At 60.6% G+C, this 19686-nt stretch carries 20 protein-coding genes and 1 pseudogene; 9 read left to right on the forward strand and 12 right to left on the reverse strand.

Annotation, left to right across the window (positions count from 1 at the left end; translation table 11 throughout):
* Positions 1–323: pseudogene (locus BT116_RS29140) on the forward strand (IS4 family transposase); the annotation flags it as partial.
* Between the two features lie 217 nt (positions 324–540).
* Here BT116_RS29140 and rnt read toward each other — a convergent pair.
* Positions 541–1218 (reverse strand): ribonuclease T, encoded by a 678-nt coding sequence (rnt, locus tag BT116_RS29145; protein ID WP_003204947.1) that lies wholly within the window; start codon positions 1216–1218, stop codon positions 541–543.
* Entirely contained in the window at positions 1215–2261 is a 1047-nt protein-coding gene (gene pyrC / locus BT116_RS29150; protein ID WP_072349180.1) for a dihydroorotase, read from the reverse strand. The genes rnt and pyrC overlap by 4 nt, the downstream gene beginning before the upstream one ends.
* A 190-nt stretch (positions 2262–2451) precedes the next feature.
* Here pyrC and BT116_RS29155 point away from each other — a divergent pair, with 190 nt between their 5' ends.
* Both BT116_RS29155 and BT116_RS29160 read left to right on the forward strand, forming a co-directional pair.
* Complete coding sequence (locus BT116_RS29155; RefSeq protein WP_072349182.1) at positions 2452–3426, forward strand: flagellar protein MotY; 975 nt, start codon at positions 2452–2454, stop codon at positions 3424–3426.
* A gap of 129 nt (positions 3427–3555) precedes the next feature.
* Positions 3556–4773 (forward strand): argininosuccinate synthase, encoded by a 1218-nt coding sequence (locus BT116_RS29160; RefSeq protein ID WP_003204943.1) that lies wholly within the window; start codon positions 3556–3558, stop codon positions 4771–4773.
* Positions 4774–4867: 94 nt separating this feature from the next.
* Here BT116_RS29160 and BT116_RS31980 read toward each other — a convergent pair whose 3' ends face one another.
* Entirely contained in the window at positions 4868–5350 is a 483-nt protein-coding gene (locus BT116_RS31980; RefSeq protein ID WP_072349184.1) for a hypothetical protein, read from the reverse strand.
* 469 nt (positions 5351–5819) lie between these two features.
* Between BT116_RS31980 and BT116_RS29170 the strand changes: the two genes are divergently transcribed.
* On the forward strand, positions 5820–6446 hold the full coding sequence (locus tag BT116_RS29170) for a response regulator transcription factor (protein WP_003204939.1): 627 nt from the start codon (positions 5820–5822) through the stop codon (positions 6444–6446).
* A 55-nt stretch (positions 6447–6501) separates the two neighbouring features.
* On the opposite strand, the gene BT116_RS29175 is transcribed toward BT116_RS29170, so the two are convergent.
* The 8 genes from BT116_RS29175 to metG all read right to left on the reverse strand — a co-directional run bounded on the left by BT116_RS29175 (position 6502) and on the right by metG (position 13298).
* Positions 6502–6684: a PA3496 family putative envelope integrity protein gene (locus BT116_RS29175; RefSeq protein ID WP_063324652.1), complete on the reverse strand. Its 183-nt coding sequence runs from the start codon at positions 6682–6684 to the stop codon at positions 6502–6504.
* A 107-nt stretch (positions 6685–6791) separates the two neighbouring features.
* Entirely contained in the window at positions 6792–7430 is a 639-nt protein-coding gene (gene nth / locus BT116_RS29180) for an endonuclease III (protein WP_003204935.1), read from the reverse strand.
* Entirely contained in the window at positions 7427–7960 is a 534-nt protein-coding gene (locus tag BT116_RS29185) for an Rnf-Nqr domain containing protein (protein WP_072349186.1), read from the reverse strand. The genes nth and BT116_RS29185 overlap by 4 nt, the downstream gene beginning before the upstream one ends.
* The gene (locus tag BT116_RS29190; RefSeq protein ID WP_072349188.1) at positions 7953–8564 is read right to left on the reverse strand and encodes an RnfABCDGE type electron transport complex subunit G; all 612 of its coding nucleotides are present in this window, start codon (positions 8562–8564) and stop codon (positions 7953–7955) included. Before BT116_RS29190 ends, BT116_RS29185 begins: the two co-directional genes overlap by 8 nt.
* The gene (locus BT116_RS29195; protein WP_072349190.1) at positions 8561–9547 is read right to left on the reverse strand and encodes an RnfABCDGE type electron transport complex subunit D; all 987 of its coding nucleotides are present in this window, start codon (positions 9545–9547) and stop codon (positions 8561–8563) included. The genes BT116_RS29190 and BT116_RS29195 overlap by 4 nt, the downstream gene beginning before the upstream one ends.
* Positions 9534–10553, reverse strand: coding sequence for an electron transport complex subunit RsxB (gene rsxB / locus BT116_RS29200; protein WP_072349191.1), 1020 nt, complete (start codon positions 10551–10553; stop codon positions 9534–9536). Before rsxB ends, BT116_RS29195 begins: the two co-directional genes overlap by 14 nt.
* Positions 10550–11122: an Rnf-Nqr domain containing protein gene (locus tag BT116_RS29205; protein ID WP_072349193.1), complete on the reverse strand. Its 573-nt coding sequence runs from the start codon at positions 11120–11122 to the stop codon at positions 10550–10552. Before BT116_RS29205 ends, rsxB begins: the two co-directional genes overlap by 4 nt.
* Before the next feature lie 130 nt (positions 11123–11252).
* Entirely contained in the window at positions 11253–13298 is a 2046-nt protein-coding gene (gene metG, locus BT116_RS29210) for a methionine--tRNA ligase (protein WP_072349195.1), read from the reverse strand.
* A gap of 351 nt (positions 13299–13649) precedes the next feature.
* On the opposite strand from metG, the gene apbC reads away from it, so the two are divergent.
* Complete coding sequence (gene apbC / locus BT116_RS29215; RefSeq protein ID WP_072349197.1) at positions 13650–14744, forward strand: iron-sulfur cluster carrier protein ApbC; 1095 nt, start codon at positions 13650–13652, stop codon at positions 14742–14744.
* Positions 14745–14869: 125 nt separating this feature from the next.
* On the opposite strand, the gene BT116_RS29220 is transcribed toward apbC, so the two are convergent.
* Positions 14870–15628, reverse strand: a complete 759-nt coding sequence (locus tag BT116_RS29220; protein WP_063324660.1) for an SDR family oxidoreductase — start codon at positions 15626–15628, stop codon at positions 14870–14872.
* Between the two features lie 164 nt (positions 15629–15792).
* Here BT116_RS29220 and BT116_RS29225 point away from each other — a divergent pair, with 164 nt between their 5' ends.
* The 4 genes from BT116_RS29225 to groL all read left to right on the forward strand — a co-directional run bounded on the left by BT116_RS29225 (position 15793) and on the right by groL (position 19300).
* Positions 15793–16524, forward strand: coding sequence for a HugZ family pyridoxamine 5'-phosphate oxidase (locus BT116_RS29225; protein WP_063324661.1), 732 nt, complete (start codon positions 15793–15795; stop codon positions 16522–16524).
* Between the two features lie 66 nt (positions 16525–16590).
* Positions 16591–17067 (forward strand): FxsA family protein, encoded by a 477-nt coding sequence (locus BT116_RS29230; protein ID WP_063324662.1) that lies wholly within the window; start codon positions 16591–16593, stop codon positions 17065–17067.
* Between the two features lie 244 nt (positions 17068–17311).
* Positions 17312–17605, forward strand: a complete 294-nt coding sequence (locus tag BT116_RS29235; RefSeq protein ID WP_003204913.1) for a co-chaperone GroES — start codon at positions 17312–17314, stop codon at positions 17603–17605.
* 51 nt (positions 17606–17656) lie between these two features.
* Positions 17657–19300 carry a chaperonin GroEL gene (groL, locus tag BT116_RS29240; protein WP_063324663.1) on the forward strand — a complete coding sequence of 548 codons (1644 nt, stop codon included), beginning with the start codon at positions 17657–17659 and terminating at the stop codon, positions 19298–19300.
* Positions 19301–19686 lie beyond the last annotated feature (386 nt).

The following is a 19686-nucleotide window of genomic DNA, read 5'->3' on the forward strand; positions in this document are numbered from 1 at the left end:
AGATGATCGAGCAAGAGTTGTGGGGCGTGTTGTTGGGCTACAACTTGTTGCGCTATCAGATGGTGGAAATGAGTCGCCACTGTCCTGGCATTTACCCGTGCGAAATGAGCTTCACCGCCTGCACTTGGGCGATTCTCGGGTTTATCAACAGCGTCTCCGCCGACCGTTCCGGGAACATCCCCAAGTATTTGGCCGAGCTTCATGCTTCAGCGCCGCACTACGTGCTGCCGCATCGACGTGAGGAGCGCGTTTATCCTCGGGCGATTCGGCTGAAATCACCGAAATATCCGATCAGAAATAGAAATGCCAGTCAGCTTAACTGACTGGCATTACCCTCGACAGGCCGGTTTTTTTATGGGGGGTTCAACCAAATCATCGGCTGAAACACAGCGCTCTGTGGCGAGGGGATTTATCCCCGCAGGGCCGCGAAGCGGCCCCAAACCTGCCAATTGAGTTTGCCTGGCTCACCTTTCTGGGACTGCTGCGCAGTCCAACGGGGATAAATCCCCTCGCCACAAAAGAGCCAGGCCTGGCTCTATGTCAGTCGTCGAAATCCTGCCAGCCACCCATCTCTTTCCACCGGTTGACGATGCCGCAGAACAGCTCGGCGGTTTTCTCGGTGTCGTAGCGGGCCGAATGGGCCTCACGGCCATCGAAATCGATGTCGGCCGCCTGGCACGCTTTGGCCAGGACGGTCTGGCCGTACGCCAGGCCAGCCAGGGTCGCGGTGTCGAAGCTGGAGAACGGGTGGAACGGGTTGCGCTTCATGTCCAGGCGCGCGACGGCGGCGTTGAGGAAGCCCAGGTCGAAGCTGCTGTTGTGGCCGACCAGGATCGCTCGCTTGCAACCATTGGCCTTGAGCGCCTTGCGCACGCCACGGAAGATGTCGGTCAGGGCCGTTTCTTCGCTGACGGCCATGCGCAGTGGGTGATCGAGCTTGATCCCGGTGAACTCCAGGGCCGCCGCTTCGACGTTGGCGCCTTCGAACGGTTCGACACGGAAGAAGTAGGTGTGGTCAGGGAACACGAAGCCTTTTTCGTCCATGCCAATGGTGGTCGCGGCGATTTCCAGCAAAGCGTCGGTGGCGGAGTTGAACCCGCCGGTTTCTACGTCGACGACGACCGGCAGGTAGCCACGGAACCGAGCTGCCATGGGGTGACGGGCGCCGCCCGAACCACCGTTGCCGTCCAGTTCGTCGTCGAAATGATCTTCACTCACGCGTTTTCCTCCAGCAGGCGCCAGCGCAGTTTTTCACCGGCGCGCAGCGGGATGACAGCCAGATCGCCGAAAGGCAGGCTGGCGGGGGCGGTCCACTCATCGCGAACCAGGGTAATACGATCGGTGTTCACTGGCAGGCCATAGAAGCGTGGGCCATGCAGGCTGGCGAAGCCTTCGAGTTTGTCCAGCGCGTTGCGCTGTTCGAAGGCTTCGGCGTACATCTCGATGGCGGCATAGGCGGTGTAGCAACCGGCGCAACCGCAGGCCGCTTCCTTGGCATGCTGGGCGTGGGGTGCCGAGTCGGTGCCGAGGAAAAACTTGGCGCTGCCGCTGGTGGCGGCGTCCAGCAAGGCTTCCTGGTGGGTATTGCGCTTGAGGATCGGCAGGCAATAGTAGTGCGGCCGGATCCCGCCCACCAGCATGTGGTTGCGGTTGTACAGCAGGTGATGGGCGGTAATGGTCGCGCCGACGTTGGCCGGGGCCTCGTTGACGAATTGCACGGCATCGCCGGTGGTGATGTGTTCGAACACTACCTTGAGGGTCGGGAAGCGCTCCACGACGCGGCGCATGTGCTCGTCGATGAAGATTTTCTCGCGGTCGAACACGTCGACGTCGCCCCGGGTGACTTCACCATGGATCAACAACGGCATGCCGACTTCGGCCATGGCCTCCAGCGCCGGGAAGATCTTGTCGATGCTGGTGACGCCGGAATCGGAGTTGGTGGTCGCGCCGGCCGGGTACAGCTTGGCGGCATGGACGAAGCCGCTGGCCTTGGCCTCGCGAATTTCTTCGGGCTGGGTGCGATCGGTGAGGTAAAGCACCATCAACGGTTCGAAGCGGCTGCCAGCCGGGCGTGCGGCGAGGATGCGCTGGCGATAGCCGTCGGCTTCGGCGGCATTGCGCACTGGCGGAACCAGGTTAGGCATGATGATTGCGCGCCCGAAGGTGCGCGCGACATCGGCGACGGTATGGGTCAACACAGCACCATCGCGAAGATGAATATGCCAGTCGTCGGGACGCAGCAGGGTCAGGCGGTCGGACATTGGGGGGCTTCCAGGCGGGTCAAACTGTGGGAATGCTACCGGAAAAGACCGATTCAGGCACCCGCTATCAAGTTCTGGCGCAACTTACCGATAGCTCCTACAGGTGTGCCACGAATCCGTTCAGTGCCCCAGACAGGCGTCATGCCCTCGGCATGCGTCGATCTTTGTATAAAAGTCAGTGGAGCCTCCCGTGCGCCAGCGTTATCTAGCCTTGCTCAGCGTGTTTGCCAGCCTTCCCGCCATGGCGCTCACTTTCCAGACCCGTCTGGAGAGCATTGAGTGGACGGTCGAAGGCGACAAGTTCGAGTGCCGGCTGAGCCAGCCGATCACTGATTTTGGCAGTGGCGAATTCGTGCGCCGGGCGGGTGAGCAGGCCACCTTCAGGCTCAAGGCCTATAATCCGATGCTCGGCGGCGGTTCCGCGACCTTGTTGGCGGCGGCCGCGCCATGGCAACCGGGGCGAGGCGATATCAACCTGGGCTCGGTCAGCATTGGCAGTGGCGATGTGTTGTTCAACAGCTCCCAGGTCCAGGCCGGTCGCTTGATCAGCGGCCTGATGGACGGTCGCAGCCCTGTGGTACGGCGCAATACCGAGGACGGTCGAGTGTCGGAAGTCCGGTTGCTGCCGGTACGTTTCAACAAAGCCTTCAGCGACTATCAGAGCTGCGTGGCCAAATTGCTGCCGAAGAATTTCGAACAGGTGAAGCAGACCCAGATCGGCTTCCCTGGCGAGGAAGTGGAGCTCGATGCGCGGGCCAAGGCCCAGTTGCAGGTGATGCTCGACTTCATCAAGGCCGACCCGAGCGTCAATCATGTCGAACTCGATGGTCACTCCGACAACAGTGGCAATCGCCTGACCAACCGTGAACTGTCGCGCCGTCGGGCCCTGGCGGTCCAGGATTTCTTCAAGGCCAATGGCTTCCAGGAATCGCAGATCACCCTGCGTTTCCACGGCGAACGTTATCCCATGGTGCCCAATACCAACGCCGCCAACCGGGCCAAGAATCGTCGCGTGGTCGTGCGCCTGGAGCGCGTGGCGCCGACCGAAGCACCGGCCCCGCAGCCGACAACCCCGGCGCCAGCCCCAGCAGCCCCCGCCAAGGTTCCGGCACCGGCTGCGGCCCCGGCCAAGGCTCCCGCTGCCGCCACTGCACGCACGTCCTGATCCCAAGGGCGGCCGTCGCTCAATCGACATAATCTGTCGCTTCGTCGTCATAAGCTGTCGCGCCTCTGTAAATTATCCGCATTGGACGTTAGACTTCCCGGCTTTCCGTACAACCCGTGGAGTGATGGCATGGCGGACGTAAACAAGGTCGTTCTGGCGTATTCCGGCGGCCTGGACACTTCGGTGATCCTCAAGTGGCTGCAGGACACTTATAACTGCGAAGTGGTGACCTTCACCGCTGACCTGGGGCAGGGCGAAGAAGTCGAGCCTGCACGCGCCAAGGCCCAGGCCATGGGCGTCAAAGAGATCTACATCGATGACCTGCGCGAAGAATTCGTCCGCGACTTCGTGTTCCCGATGTTCCGCGCCAACACCGTTTACGAAGGCGAGTACCTGCTGGGTACCTCCATCGCCCGTCCGCTGATCGCCAAGCGCCTGATCGAAATCGCCAACGAAACCGGCGCCGATGCCATTTCCCATGGCGCCACCGGCAAAGGCAACGACCAGGTGCGTTTCGAGCTGGGTGCCTATGCCCTCAAGCCGGGCGTGAAAGTCATTGCCCCGTGGCGTGAATGGGACTTGCTGTCCCGTGAAAAACTGATGGACTACGCCGAGAAGCACGCGATTCCGATCGAGCGCCACGGCAAGAAGAAATCCCCGTACTCGATGGATGCCAACCTGCTGCACATCTCCTATGAAGGTGGCGTGCTGGAAGACACCTGGACCGAGCACGAAGAAGACATGTGGCGCTGGACCGTCTCCCCGGAGAAGGCTCCTGATACTCCGCAATACCTGGAACTGACCTATCGCAACGGCGATATCGTCGCGCTGGACGGCGTTGAGATGAGCCCGGCCACCGTGCTGGCAACCCTGAACCGCATCGGTGGCGAACACGGCATCGGTCGTCTGGACATCGTCGAGAACCGCTATGTGGGCATGAAGTCCCGCGGTTGCTACGAGACCCCGGGCGGCACCATCATGCTGCGCGCCCATCGGGCGATCGAGTCGATCACCCTGGACCGCGAAGTGGCTCACCTCAAGGACGAGCTGATGCCCAAGTACGCCAGCCTGATCTACACCGGCTACTGGTGGAGCCCAGAGCGCCTGATGCTGCAACAGATGATCGACGCCTCCCAGGCTCACGTGAATGGCGTGGTACGCCTGAAGCTGTACAAGGGCAACGTGATCGTCACCGGGCGCAAGTCCGACGAGTCGTTGTTCGATGCCAACATCGCGACTTTCGAAGAAGACGGCGGTGCCTACAACCAGGCTGACGCGGCCGGCTTCATCAAGCTCAACGCCCTGCGCATGCGCATCGCGGCGAACAAGGGTCGCAAGTTGTTCTGACCCTGGTGATCTGAAAACGGCCTGCCATGAGCAGGCCGTTTTTTTGGGGGCCCTTTTTTGGGGTGGCCTTTGTTGCGGCGCTGCCCCCGCTCGCTCATTCATCCTGCCCGTGCGTAGCCAGGCCTGCGTTGCTGTAGATGACGTACACGACGATGCTGGCTTGCTTCAAATGTCTTGATCGACAAGTCTCGATCAGGCGTTTCGATTGGCTGCATACGATACAAAGGGTGTCTGGTTCGCGCTTGCGTCGATGAAGACGTATCACCAGCAGTTCCTTGACGTCGTCGGCTCGACGTAGCTGTCGTTTGCGTCGACAGGGCGAATCATCCATGGTCTTTATGAAGTGTTTGCTCTTGCGAAAATCCGAAGGTGAATACAACGAACGATAATTGAAGTTGAGCGTTATGAAAAAAAGCAGCAATAGATAAAAAGGAAAGCTGATCAGGAACCACAGATAATACTCACGATCCTGGTCATCCAGAAAGGGCAGGGAAATCGCTGCGGAAGTTTCGGATAAAGTGGCGAATATGGCGATGAGGGTCATGGGGTTGGTTATGGTCTTCAAAGGTTTGTTCATGGTTAATGCTCATGGAGTACTTGTGCTCGGTGTGTGGGTTGGAAAGTGGTTGTCCATGCCGAATGAAATATAGGCATGGTCGCAATGGCTGCCGATGCTGGATGTCAGGCGCCTGAATATGTTTTATATAGGATTCCCCTTCCTTAAGTGAGTGGAAGGCAGTTTTAACAGTAAATAATTCAGTTACTTTCTATGAGTGAAGAACTTTCCAGTGGGCTGCCCATAGGTGGGTGGGGCGGTGAAAAAGCGCATTGTTCACAGGGTTACCGAATTGTTAAGAAAGGGCATTCCTTCTCTGTAAAAAAATCCATGACACATTTTTTCTGCGGCGATTTGTAGGAATTTTCTGTATAGCTTGTAGGTTCTGTCTCTCGGTGCGAGCGTTCAGGGGGGGGCAGCATGCCAAGGTAGAAATGACTAGGCTATTGTGCGTGCTCTAAAAATTCGAACAGCGAAGTTGGATTTGCCCATGAATAAAGTGCTGATCGTGGATGATCATCCCGTCATTCGTCTTGCTGTACGTTTGCTGATGGAGCGTCATGGTTATGAAGTCGTTGCCGAAACCGATAATGGCGTCGATGCTTTACAGTTTGCTCGCGAACTTATGCCCGATATCGTCATTCTCGATATTGGTATTCCGAAGCTGGACGGATTGGAAGTCATTGCTCGCCTGACGGCCATTCCTTCACCCATGAAGGTGTTGGTGCTGACTTCCCAGGCGCCGGGACATTTTTCAATGCGCTGCATGCAGACGGGGGCGGCCGGGTATGTATGCAAGCAACAGGATCTTACCGAGTTACTGAGTGCAATAAAGGCGGTACTGTCCGGTTACAGTTACTTTCCCAACCAGGCATTGCATACGGTGCGGTCGAGTCTGGGTAATGCCAGTGAGTCGGATATGGTCGATCGATTATCGGGGCGGGAAATGATGGTCTTGCAGCAACTGGCGCGCGGAAAGACCAACAAGGAGATCGCCGATGGAATGTTCTTGAGCAACAAGACCGTCAGTACCTACAAGACGCGCCTGTTATTGAAGCTCAATGCCCGTTCGCTGGTCGACCTGATCGAACTGGCGCAGCGCAATGGCTTGGTGTGAGTTTTCGGGTCACGCGTACTCAGTAAAAAGCCTCCATCAGGGAGGCTTTTACGTGTCAGAGGTCAAAATCATAATCGGCCAGTTGTTTCTGCAGGCGACGCTCTTCCAGCAGGTTATCGATGGTGCGGCGCTTGCTCAGGTTGGTTTTCGCCACTTCCACGACCACAGGTTCGACGTCGTCGCCCTCAGCGGCGATGAATTCGTCTTCTACATCCAGTTGTTCTTTGCCAGCACTCATGGGTTCGACTCCAGGCTAAGACTGCCATTGGCGCTCCTTATATCGATAAACCGCGGGCGGGTAAAAAAGATTTTTTCAATCGATGGATCGATAAAAGCAATAGCACCTCAATCGTCGGAGGTCTTGTGCTTGTATTCGCATAAATCTTCGATTCGGCAGCTGCCGCAGCGAGGCTTGCGCGCCAGGCAAACGTAACGGCCGTGAAGGATGAGCCAGTGATGGGAGTCCAGCAGGAATTCCTTGGGAACAAATTTCATCAATTTCTTCTCGACCTCCACCACGTTTTTGCCGGGGGCCAGTCCGGTGCGGTTGCTGACGCGGAAAATGTGGGTGTCGACCGCCATGGTCAACTGCCGAAACGCGGTATTGAGCACGACGTTGGCGGTTTTGCGGCCGACCCCCGGGAGGGCTTCCAGCGCTTCGCGAGTCTGCGGGACTTCACTGCCGTGGCGCTCGATCAGCAGGCGGCAGGTCTCGATCACGTTTTTGGCCTTGCTGTTGAACAGCCCGATGGTCTTGATGTATTCGGACAGTCCTTCGACGCCCAGGGCATAGATCGCCTCTGGCGTATTGGCCACCGGGAACAGTTTGGCCGTGGCTTTGTTGACGCCGACATCGGTGGACTGGGCTGACAGGATGACCGCGATCAGCAACTCGAACGGCGAGGAATAGGCCAGTTCGGTTTTCGGTTCCGGGTTGTCTTCGTGAAGGCGACGAAATATTTCCAGGCGTTTTGCGGCGTTCATGGGCGCGGCGTTTCCTCAACGGATGAATGGGGTCTGGCGGTCGTCCAGGCCTGTCGGGCCGCCAACAGCAGCCCGAGCAGAATGAACCCGCCAGGGGCGAGCAGGGCCAGGGGCAGGCCGTTGCCGATCAACTCACGCACGGCGCCCAGGCTGATCATCAAAAGGCCAAACAGCCCGGCCAGCCTGAGGCGTCCGGGCCAGCGAGAATCAACGAAGAAGCCCTCATGCTCCAGCGCTACGCAACTCAAGGCGATCCAGCCAACGTAAAGGCTCAACGGTCGATACAATTCCAGTGCCCAGGCCTGGAGGACAAGGCCAATGCAGGTGCTCAAAGTAGCGGCCAATACGATAGAGGCGAGCAGCCGTTGACAGGCTGTCAGGTGTTGCCGCACAAGCCCCATTGCCAAGCCATGGCTGAAAAGAACCAGGGCCCAGGCCAGCCATAGCCCCAGCGCGCCAACCAGCGAATCGCTCGCGCCGACCAATGGGACGAGCAGCAGGCCGTGTGTCAGTCCCCATGGCTTATTCATTGGCCGCCACCCCCGTCAACTGAGCCTTGTGCTCGTCGAAGTAACGCAGCGCATCGTGAACAGCCTGGAGGACTGCCCGGGACGTCACTGTCGCACCAGCCAGTTGATCGAACTGGCCCTGGTCCTTTTTCAAGGCCCAGCCGCTGTCATCAGGTGCCTGGCGTGATTTACCCGTGAAGGTCTGCAACCAAGCGTTCGGCCAGCCGGCAATTGCTGCGCCCAATCCGGGTGTCTCGGATTGGCGCAGGGTCTTGACGCCCAGCAACCGGCCCTGTGGATCGATGGCGACCAGCAATTCGATGCTGCCTTCATAGCCCAGCGCCTGGCTACGCAGCAGCACGGCGCTGGGTTGGCCGCTGCGAGTCGCCAGGTAGCCGCCCAGCAGCGTGCTATGGGCCAGGGGCACCGAGGCTGTGACAACGGGGTGCGCCAACGGCTGGTTATCATAGTGGTCGGTGGGCAGCACCTCGAGCAAGGCCCTGTTCGCCAGCGCTTGCTGCTGGGCCTCGATGCGCCCGGCCGTGCCGAGGTGCGTGAGGTACGTGGCACCGAGCCCCAGGCCGATCAACAAGCTCAGGATTGCCACGCCGACGGGGTTGTTCATGTCAGTGGCCGCCGTTGTCGCGCCTCGGCAAACCGGTCCAGTGCCGGCACGCCGAGGTTCATCAGCAACACCGCGAACGCCACGCCGTCGGGGTAGCCACCCCAGGTGCGTATCAGATAGACCAGCAATCCCATGCCCGCACCAAACAGCAGGCGGGCGAGAGGAGCCTTGGCACCTGAGACCGGTTCGGTCGCGATAAAAAACGCGCCGAGCATGGTTGCGCCGCTGAACAGATGAAACAGCGGCGAGCCATGGGAGTCGGAGCCCGAACCGTTCCAGCACAGCAGGCTGACGACGGACAGGCCCAGCAGCATGCCCACGGGGGCATGCCAACTGAACACCCGTTGCTGCAGCAGAAACAGACCGCCCGCCAGGAAGGCCAGGTTGACCCATTCGACACCCCGGCCACCGAAGCGCCCGAACGCCGGATCGTTGGCGAACAGTTCATCGACGGTCAGGCTCGCGTTGATTCGCAGGCTGTCCAGTGCGGTCGCCCCGGCCCAGGCATCGGGCGCCGGGTGAGCGCCGAATACCTGCTGCAAGCCTTCAGACAGGCCCATGCCGTGGAGCGCCGGCCAGTGACTCATCTGGGAAGGAAAGGCCACCAGTACCAGGGCATACCCGAGCATTGCCGGGTTGAACGGGTTGCTGCCGACGCCGCCCCACAGGTGCTTGCCGAACAGCAAGGCGCAGGCGGCCGCCGTGACGGTCAGCCACCAGGGGCAATAGGCCGGCAAGGCCAGGGCCAGCAGCGTGGCGCTGACCAGCGCGCTGCCATCGTTCAGGTCGGGCCTGAGTGGCTGGCGTCGCAAACGCAGCACCAACGCCTCGACTGCCAGCGCAGTGACGCCGGACAACAGCAGGTTGAGCGCCACGCCCCAGCCATGGAACCACAGCAACGCCAGCACGCCGGGCAGCGTCGCCAGCAACACTCGCGTCATTGCTTGGCGTAGCCGTTCGTCCACTGGCTCAAGAGGCGGCATGGGCGTTCACCTGGCGTTCGGCGTCCTTCACCGCTTGTTCCAATGCCTGCAGTTGTTCATCCGATGCCGTAGCTGCCCGGGCTTTGCTGAGTTCGGCGCGGCGCATCGCCAGTTGGATCTTGGCCCGCTTCAGCTCGGCGTTTTGCGTCGGTGCAGGGGCTGGCGCGGCCGCGGGCGCGGCGTTTTCCAGTTGGTTCAACGCCTGTTCGGCCGCTTCGAACTGGCGTTGCAGCACGATCAGTTGCGACTGCTGCTCGAAGGTTGGCGGGTGGCCGAACGCTTTCAAGGATTTGTTCAGCTGTGCCCGGCTCATGGCCAGGTCGATCTTGGCTTTTTTCAAGGCGGCATCGGCGGTGGCGGCTTTTTGCGCGCGCACGCGCTCCAGCGCGGCTTGCACGGGGTCGAGTGCCGGGGCCTGGGTTTGAGCCTGGGCCTGCGCTGCCCGCTGGGTCCGAGCCAGGCGCTCGGCCTGGCGTTGTTCTTCTTCGCGGCGCAGGCGCGCATTGCGTTGTTCGAAGCGGCGCCGGGCATGATTGCGCTTGGCGGTTCGCGCCTGTTGTTCCTCGGTGCTGAAGGCCAGGCCGCCGACGATCGGCAGCACGTTTGCCGTCGGCAGAGGACGCATTTCGATGCAATCGACCGGGCAGGGCGCCACGCACAGATCGCAGCCTGTGCATTCGTCGATGAGGACGGTGTGCATCAGCTTGGCGGCGCCGACAATCGCATCCACCGGACAGGCCTGGATGCACTTGGTGCAACCGATGCATTCGGCTTCCCGGATAAAGGCGATTTGCGCCGGGGCCACGCCGCGGCTGGTGTCCAGCTCCAGCACCGGTATTTTCATCAGTTCGGCCAGGGCCGCGATGGTTTCGCGCCCCCCGGGCGGACATTTATTGATCGGCTCGCCCTGGGCGATGCCTTCGGCGTAGGGTTTGCACCCGGGGTGGCCGCACTTGCCGCATTGGGTCTGCGGCAGCAGGGCGTCGATACGTTGAATCAGGCTCATGTTTTGACCAGCCCGCGTAATCCGAGAAAGGCCACCGCCATCAGGCCGGCGCTGATCAACTGAATCGGCAGGCCCCGAAAGGGCAGGGGAATATCGTTATTGAAAGTGCGCTGGCGCAAATCGTCGAACAGGCCCAGCACCAGCCAGAACCCCAGCCCGGCACCCAGGCTCAGGGCGATGGCGTGGCCCAGGCCCCGGTCATCCTGGCCGTTGAGCAGTGTGACGCCCAGTATGCCGGCATTGCCGAGCAGCAGCGGCCACAACCCCTCGAACGACATTGCCGGTCGCCAGCGTGCCAGCAGGCGCAGCAAGGGGCCGATCAGCAACACGCTCAAGGACAGCCAGGCCAACAAGCGCAGCGAGACCAGGCTGCTTGGCGCCAGTAGGTAATGGTCGATCAGGTAGCCCAGGGTGCCGACGATCAGCATCAGGCACGCCGTCGCCAGGCCCAAGGCGTGCACCTGCTTTCGACCACTGGCCGCCAGCAGCGGATCGACGCCCAGCGGCCAGTGCAACACCAGGTTGTTGATCAGGGCAGCGCTGAACAGCGTGAGGACGATTTCGGTCATGGGTGCGTTGGCGACAAAGGGCCTGTTACAAGATTAGGCATTATCCGGCACGCCGGGAGCGTGGGCCAGATATGAAAATCCCACAGCCACCTGCAAGGCGACTGTGGGATCGGTGCAGCAAGCGGTAGCGTTACTTGATCCGCTGGCCCGGCTTGGCGCCGCTGTCAGGGCTCAACAGGTAGATTTCCTCGCCGCCGGGGCCTGCCGCCATCACCATGCCTTCGGAGATGCCAAAGCGCATTTTGCGCGGTTTGAGGTTGGCGATCATCATCGTCAACCGACCTTCGAGCTTGGCCGGGTCCGGGTAGGCACTCTTGATGCCGGAGAACACGTTGCGTTGCTCGTCGCCGATGTCCAGGGTCAGGCGCAGCAGCTTGTCGGCGCCTTCGACGGCCTCGGCCTTGACGATCAGCGCCACGCGCAGGTCAACGGCGGCAAAGGCGTCGAAGTCGATTTCCGGCGACAGCGGGTCCTTGGCCAGTTCGCCGTTCCCGGCAGGTGCACCGGTGTCGGTCTGGCTGGCGGCCAGGTCTTCCTTGGAGGCGTCGGTCATGGCTTGCACCTTGGTCGCGTCGATACGGGTCATCAACGGTTTGAACGCGTTCAACTGATGGTTGCTCAGCAGGGTCTGTTGATCGTTCCAGGTCAGCGGTGCGACGTTGAGGAACGCCTCGGCATCGGCGGCCAGCAGCGGCAGCACCGGCTTGAGGAAAATCACCAGTTGGCGGAACAGGTTGATGCCCAGGGCGCAGATCGCCTGGACTTCGTCCTGTTTGCCTTCCTGCTTGGCCAGGGACCAGGGCGCCTTGTCGGCGATCCAGGCATTGGCGCGGTCGGCCAGGGCCATGATTTCGCGCATGGCGCGGGCAAAGTCGCGGCTCTCGTAGGCGTCGGCGATGCTTGGCGCGGCCGCCAGGAAAGCGTCGGTCAGTTCCGGCGCGGCGTTACCGGTGACCAGCACCCCGGCGTTGCCCTTGTGGATGAACCCGGCGCAACGGCTGGCAATGTTGACGACCTTGCCCACCAGGTCGGAGTTGACCTTCTGCACGAAGTCTTCGAGGTTCAGGTCCAGGTCGTCGACGCCACGGCCGAGCTTGGCCGCGTAGTAGTAGCGCAGGTATTCCGGGGACAGGTGGTCCAGGTAGGTCCGGGCCTTGATGAAGGTGCCGCGGGACTTGGACATTTTCTGGCCGTTGACGGTCAGGTAGCCGTGGACATTGATGCCGGTCGGCTTGCGGAAGCCGGCGCCTTCGAGCATGGCCGGCCAGAACAAGGCGTGGAAGTTGACGATGTCCTTGCCGATGAAGTGATACAGCTCGGCAGTGGAGTCCTTACCCCAGAACGCGTCGAAGTCCAGCTCCGGTGTGCGGTTGCAGAGGTTCTTGAAACTCGCCATGTAGCCGATCGGTGCGTCCAGCCACACGTAGAAATACTTGCCGGGCTCGTCGGGGATCTCGAAGCCGAAGTACGGCGCATCGCGGGAAATGTCCCACTGCTGCAGGCCGGCATCGAGCCATTCGGCGATCTTGTTGGCGACGGCGTCCTGCAGGGTGCCGCTGCGGGTCCAGGCTTGCAGCATCTGCTGGAAGTCCGGCAGCTTGAAGAAGAAATGCTGGGAGTCCTTGAGCACCGGCGTCGCCCCGGAAATCGCCGATTTCGGGTCCTTCAGGTCGGTCGGCGCGTAGGTGGCGCCGCATTTTTCGCAGTTATCGCCGTACTGGTCTTCAGTGCCGCATTTCGGGCAGGTGCCCTTGATGAAGCGGTCGGCCAGGAACATTTTCTTTTCCGGGTCGAAATATTGGGTGATCGAACGGGTAGCGATATGCCCGGCGTCACGCAGCTTCAGGTAGATCTGGCTCGACAGCTCACGATTTTCTTCGGCGTGGGTGGAGTGGAAGTTGTCGAAATCCACCAGGAACTCGGCAAAGTCGGCGCTGTGTTCAGCCTGGACGTTGGCGATCAGTTGTTCCGGGGTGATGCCTTCCTTTTCCGCACGCAGCATGATGGCCGAGCCGTGGGCGTCGTCGGCGCAGACATAAATACATTGGTTGCCGCGATGCTTCTGGAAGCGCACCCACATATCGGTCTGGATGTATTCCAGCATATGGCCGAGGTGAATCGAACCATTGGCATAGGGCAGGGCGCTGGTGACGAGGATCTTGCGTGGCTCGGACATGGGGCTCGGCTACTTGATGAAACGGAGGTCGGCCACTATAAAGCGCCGGGAAATATATTTCACCCCACTGGCCTGTTTCCGCATGCATCGTTGGGAGCGGTGAAAGGCCTGAGCCAGGCTCAATCTGTGGCGAGGGGATTTATCCCCGCTGGACTGCGCAGCAGTCCCAAAACATTCGAATCTGACCGGCCTGACTCAGCGAGGCGCCAGATTTTGGGGTTGCTTCGCAACCCAGCGGGGATAAATCCCCTCGCCACAAAAGGTGTTCGCCCTGCTGTAATCGGGTCGCCACGCGCAAGCGTGGGGCGTAGGATAGCGGCCTGTTTTCAAGTCTTGCTATCGGAGTTGCCCATGAGCGCCGTCAATCGCGCAGCGGTGGAAGCCGTCCTTCGCCAGTACACCGACCCCTACCTGAACCAGGATCCAGTCAGCGCCGGATGTGTGCGCACCATCGACATCCAGGGTGATCGCGTCAGCGTCCAGCTGGAAATCGGCTACGCCGCCGACCTGTTCAAGGGTGGTTGGGCGCAGATGCTGCAAATGGCGATCGAGGCCCTGGACGGGGTGAGCGCCGCCAAAGTCGACATCACCAGTGTGATCGCCGCCCACAAGGCCCAGGCGCAGGTGCCGGGGCTGGCGAACGTCAAGAACGTGATCGCCGTGGCCTCGGGCAAGGGCGGCGTGGGCAAGTCCACCACGGCGGCCAACCTGGCCCTGGCCCTGGCCCGTGAAGGGGCGAAGGTCGGGATTCTCGATGCAGACATCTACGGCCCGAGCCAGGGCATCATGTTCGGTGTTGCCGAGGGCACCCGACCGCAGGTCAAGGACCAGAAGTGGTTCGTGCCGATCCAGTCCCATGGCGTGGAAGTCATGTCCATGGCGTTCCTCACCGACGACAACACGCCGATGGTCTGGCGCGGGCCGATGGTGTCCGGTGCCTTGTTGCAACTGGTCACGCAAACCGCCTGGGGCGACCTGGATTACCTGGTGATCGACATGCCACCAGGCACCGGCGATATCCAACTGACCCTGGCGCAGAAAGTCCCGGTGGCCGGTGCGGTGATCGTCACCACGCCTCAAGACCTGGCCTTGCTGGACGCGCGCAAGGGTGTGGAGATGTTCCGCAAGGTCAACATCCCGGTGCTGGGCGTGGTGGAGAACATGGCCGTGCACATCTGTTCGAACTGCGGGCATGCCGAGCACCTGTTCGGCGAAGGTGGCGGGGAAAAACTGGCGAGCCAGTACGGCGTCGAATTGCTGGCTTCGCTGCCGCTGTCGATGCTGATCCGCGAACAGGCCGACGGCGGCAAGCCGACGGTCATCGCCGAACCGGACAGCCAGATCGCCATGGTCTATCAGGAACTGGCCCGTCACGTGGGCGCGCGGATCGTGTTGCAAGAGGCCGCTTCACCGATGATGCCGAACATCACCATCAGTGACGATTGATCGGTTGAAACGCGATCCACTGTGGGAGCGAGCTTGCTCGCGATAGCGGGGTATCAGTCACATCAAGGCTGCCTGAACTGACGCCATCGCGAGCAAGCTCGCTCCCACATGGTTATGCGGTGCTTTTAGATCCGCAACCCGCCATCCATTTCCAGGATCCGCCCGGTGTAATAGTCGTTCTCGAAGATGTACGCCGCCGAGTGGGCGATCTCCTCGGGCTTGCCCATGCGCTTGAGCGGAATCCCCGAGGTCATTTTTTCCAGGGCCTCGGGCTTCATGCCCAGGGTCATCTCGGTTTCGATGAAGCCCGGGGCGATGCCGGCGACACGGATGCCGTAGCGCGCCAGCTCCTTGGCCCAGGTCACAGTGGCGGCGGCCACACCGGCCTTGGCGGCCGAGTAGTTGGTCTGGCCGACGTTGCCGGCGCGGGAGATCGACGAGATATTGATGATGGCGCCGCTGTTCTTCAGCTCGACCATTTTCGCGGCCACCTCACGGGTGCAAAGGAATACACCGGTGAGGTTGACGTCGATCACGGCCTGCCACTGGGCCAGGCTCATCTTGGTCATTTCGCCGTCCTTCACCTTGAGCAGCAGGCCGTCACGCAGGATCCCGGCGTTGTTGATCAGGCCGTGGATCGCGCCGAAGTCCTCGGCGACCCGGGCGACCATGTCGCTGACCTGCTCCTCATTGGCAACGTTGCACAGGTACGCCCGGGCTTCGACGCCCTTGGCTGCACACGCGGCAACCGCCTGGTCGAGTTTTTCCTGGTTGAGGTCCACCAGGGCGAGCTTCGCGCCTTTGCCCGCGAGATACTCGGCCATGGAGCGGCCCAGGCCCTGGCAACCGCCGGTGATAATGATTACTTTGTCAGTGAGTTGCATGCTCATGTCCAGGTGGCGCAGCGATGGAGGGGACCTTTTGGGATGTCTTTCGATTGGCGACCGTGTAGCCCGGTTGCACACGAAAACTGTCCTATCGGTGTATCGGAACATTACTCCAGTCGCCTGATCGTTTTCTAGACGGATTTCATTAAAGGAGTCATAAGTTGAGCGTTGAAGCTGCCAAGCATGCCCGGGAACTGCTGCTCAAGGAATACCGTGGAGTGCTCTCCACTCATTCCAAATCCATGCCCGGCTTTCCGTTCGGTTCCGTGGTGCCCTATTGCCTGGACGAACAAGGCCGGCCACTGATCCTGATCAGCCGTATCGCCCAGCACACTCACAATCTGCAGAAAGACCCCAAGTGTTCGATGCTGGTGGGCGAGCGGGGCGCCGAGGATGTGCAGGCCGTGGGGCGCCTGACCTACCTGGCCGAGGCCCGCAAACTCGAAGACAGCGCCGTCATCGAGGCTGCCGCCGAGCGTTACTACCGCTATTTCCCTGACTCGCAGAACTACCACAAGGCCCATGATTTCGATTTCTGGGTGCTCGAGCCGGTGCGCCATCGCTACATTGGCGGCTTTGGCGCCATTCACTGGATAGACCAGCTCACCCTGGCCAATCCCTTCGCCGGCAAAGCCGAAGCCAGCATGGTCGAGCACATGAATGCCGATCACGCCAAGGCCATTGCCCATTACGTGGAACTGACCGGCCTGCCGAAAAGCGAACCGGCACAACTGGCGGGCATCGACAGCGAGGGCATGCACTTGCGCATTGGCCAGGGCCTGCACTGGCTGGCGTTTCCGACGCCTTGCAACACTCCGACACAAGTGCGCGAAGCCTTGGTTTATCTGGCTCACGCCGAGCAATGGCCGAAAAATGCCGAGGTCGACGCTTGAATTCACGAAAGGGCGACGTCATTTAGGGTTTCATAGCAAGGCATTCTTGCGTTGAGGAACCATTTGATGCGCCCTTTTTTGTTGCTCTTTCTGCTGTTCCCGGTGTTGGAGCTGTTCGTATTCGTCAAGGTCAGCGGTGCGATCGGGTTTTTCCCGGCCCTGCTGCTGGTCATTCTCGGCTCGATGCTCGGCGTGTTCGTGCTGCGTATCGCCGGCCTCGCCACGGCATTGCGTGCCCGTGAAAGCCTGAACCGCGGCGAGCTGCCCGCCCAGACCATGCTCGAAGGCCTGATGCTGGCCCTGGGTGGCGGTCTGTTGATCCTGCCTGGCTTTATCAGCGACGTGTTGGGCCTGGTCATGCTGTTGCCGTTCACCCGTAGGCTGCTGGCCAATAAAATGCGCCAGCGTGCCGAAGAGCAGGCGATGCGTCAGCGCGCCTTTGCCGATGACCTGCAACCCCGTGGCGGCCCGGCTCCGCGAGAGCCTATGGGCCGCGAGCCCAATGTGATCGAAGGCGAATTCGAACACCGGGATTCCAAGTAAAACCATCAGCACGGCGCCTTCGGGCGCCGTGCTCGTTTTGGTGGCGCGGAGTAAAAAAATTTCTGTCCCCGCCCTTGTAATCCACTTGTGCGCCCTTATGTAACGGTCACCGCAAGGTTTCCGGTGGTGACACCGGGCAGACTTCCGCGGTTCGACTGACGAACCGCACCCGGCTCTGCCGGCTTTGTTAAACCCGCCGGGACTACACCGGCCGATGAAAACCAAAAATTAGGAGAGATCGACAATGAAGCTTCGTCCTCTGCATGACCGCGTCGTCATCCGTCGCAGCGAAGAAGAGAAGAAAACCGCTGGCGGTATCGTCCTGCCAGGTTCGGCTGCTGAAAAAGCCAACCACGGTGAAGTTCTCGCTGTAGGCCCAGGCAAGGCACTGGAAAACGGTGAAGTACGTGCGCTGGCCGTGAAAGTGGGTGACAAGGTTGTGTTCGGCCCTTACTCCGGCAGCAACACAGTGAAAGTCGACGGCGAAGACCTGCTGGTAATGAGCGAGAACGAAATCCTCGCTGTTCTCGAAGGCTGATTCCCCCCGCCCATTTTCCCGTTACTACAAAGTATTTAAGGAATATCGATCATGGCTGCTAAAGAAGTTAAATTCGGCGATTCCGCCCGCAAGAAAATGCTCGCCGGTGTCAACGTCCTGGCTGACGCAGTAAAAGCGACCCTGGGCCCGAAAGGCCGTAACGTGATCATCGAGAAGAGCTTCGGCGCTCCGACCATCACCAAGGACGGCGTTTCCGTAGCCAAAGAAATCGAGCTGAAAGATCGCTTCGAAAACATGGGTGCGCAGCTGGTCAAAGACGTTGCCTCCCGTGCCAACGATGACGCCGGTGACGGCACCACCACCGCCACCGTACTGGCTCAGTCGATCGTCAACGAAGGCCTGAAAGCCGTCGCTGCCGGCATGAACCCGATGGACCTCAAGCGCGGCATCGACAAGGCGACCATCGCCATCGTCAAGGAACTGAAGGGTCTGGCCAAGCCTTGCGCTGACTCCAAGGCGATCGCTCAGGTCGGTACCATCTCGGCCAACTCCGACAACTCCATCGGCGACATCATTGCCGAAGCCATGGAAAAAGTCGGTAAAGAAGGCGTGATCACCGTTGAAGAAGGCTCGGGCCTGGAAAACGAACTGTCGGTTGTAGAAGGCATGCAGTTCGACCGTGGCTACCTGTCCCCGTACTTCGTCAACAAGCCGGACACCATGACCGCCGAGCTGGACAGCCCGCTGATCCTGCTGGTGGACAAAAAGATCTCGAACATCCGCGAAATGCTGCCAGTGCTGGAAGCCGTTGCCAAAGCTGGCCGCCCACTGCTGATCGTGGCTGAAGACGTTGAAGGCGAAGCCCTGGCGACCCTGGTTGTGAACAACATGCGCGGTATCGTCAAAGTCGCTGCCGTCAAGGCACCAGGCTTCGGCGATCGTCGCAAGGCCATGCTGCAGGACATCGCCGTACTGACCGGCGGTACCGTTATCTCCGAAGAGATCGGCCTGAGCCTGGAAAGCACCACCCTGGAGCACCTGGGTAACGCCAAGCGCGTGATCCTGTCCAAGGAAAACACCACCGTGATCGACGGTGCTGGCGTTGAGGCTGACATCCAGGCTCGCGTTACCCAGATCCGCGCACAAGTGGCCGAGACCTCGTCCGACTACGACCGTGAAAAACTGCAAGAGCGTCTGGCCAAGTTGTCCGGCGGCGTCGCAGTGATCAAGGTTGGCGCTGGTTCCGAAGTTGAAATGAAAGAGAAGAAAGCCCGCGTTGAAGACGCCCTGCACGCTACCCGCGCAGCCGTCGAAGAAGGCGTGGTACCTGGCGGTGGCGTGGCACTGGTTCGTGCCCTGCAAGCCATCAGCGAACTCAAAGGCGACAACGATGACCAGAACGTCGGCATCCAGTTGCTGCGTCGCGCTGTAGAAGCTCCGCTGCGCCAGATCGTTGCCAACTCCGGCGACGAGCCAAGCGTTGTGGTCGACAAGGTCAAGCAGGGTTCGGGTAACTACGGTTACAACGCTGCCACCGGCGAATACGGCGACATGATCGAAATGGGTATCCTGGACCCGGCCAAAGTGACCCGTTCGGCTCTGCAAGCGGCTTCGTCGATTGCCAGCCTGATGATCACCACCGAGGCGATGATCGCTGAAATCAAGGAAGACGCTCCAGCTGGCGGCGGTATGCCAGACATGGGCGGCATGGGTGGCATGGGCGGCATGATGTAAGCCAGCCTTACCCCAGTAGCGAAAAACCCCGCCTGCGAAAGTAAGCGGGGTTTTTTATTGGTGCGCCAGGCATGGCGCGTTGCGCGCAAGCGCAACCAGCTTGGCTGTGGTGGCCACGCTGGTGACTTGGAGGTGCAAGTCCTCTACACACCCGGCAAGGGGAAGTGTTAGCCAGAGGCAAGGGTGTCGCGGGCGACTGCGAATCTGAAGGAAGCCCGAGGCAAAATGCTGGCCTGACGAACAGGAAGCGGATTAGGCGGCACAGCGGGGTAAGAAGGCCAATATCTTCAAAGCCCGATACTTGCACGGAACGCTGTGACGTAGATCCGACAGGCATAAGCAGGAAGGTCGCGCGAATTACCCTGGGAGATCTGTTTAGCCTGCCA

The sequence above is a fragment of the Pseudomonas sp. NFACC16-2 genome (assembly GCF_900119205.1).
Lineage (GTDB): Bacteria > Pseudomonadota > Gammaproteobacteria > Pseudomonadales > Pseudomonadaceae > Aquipseudomonas > Aquipseudomonas fluorescens_Q.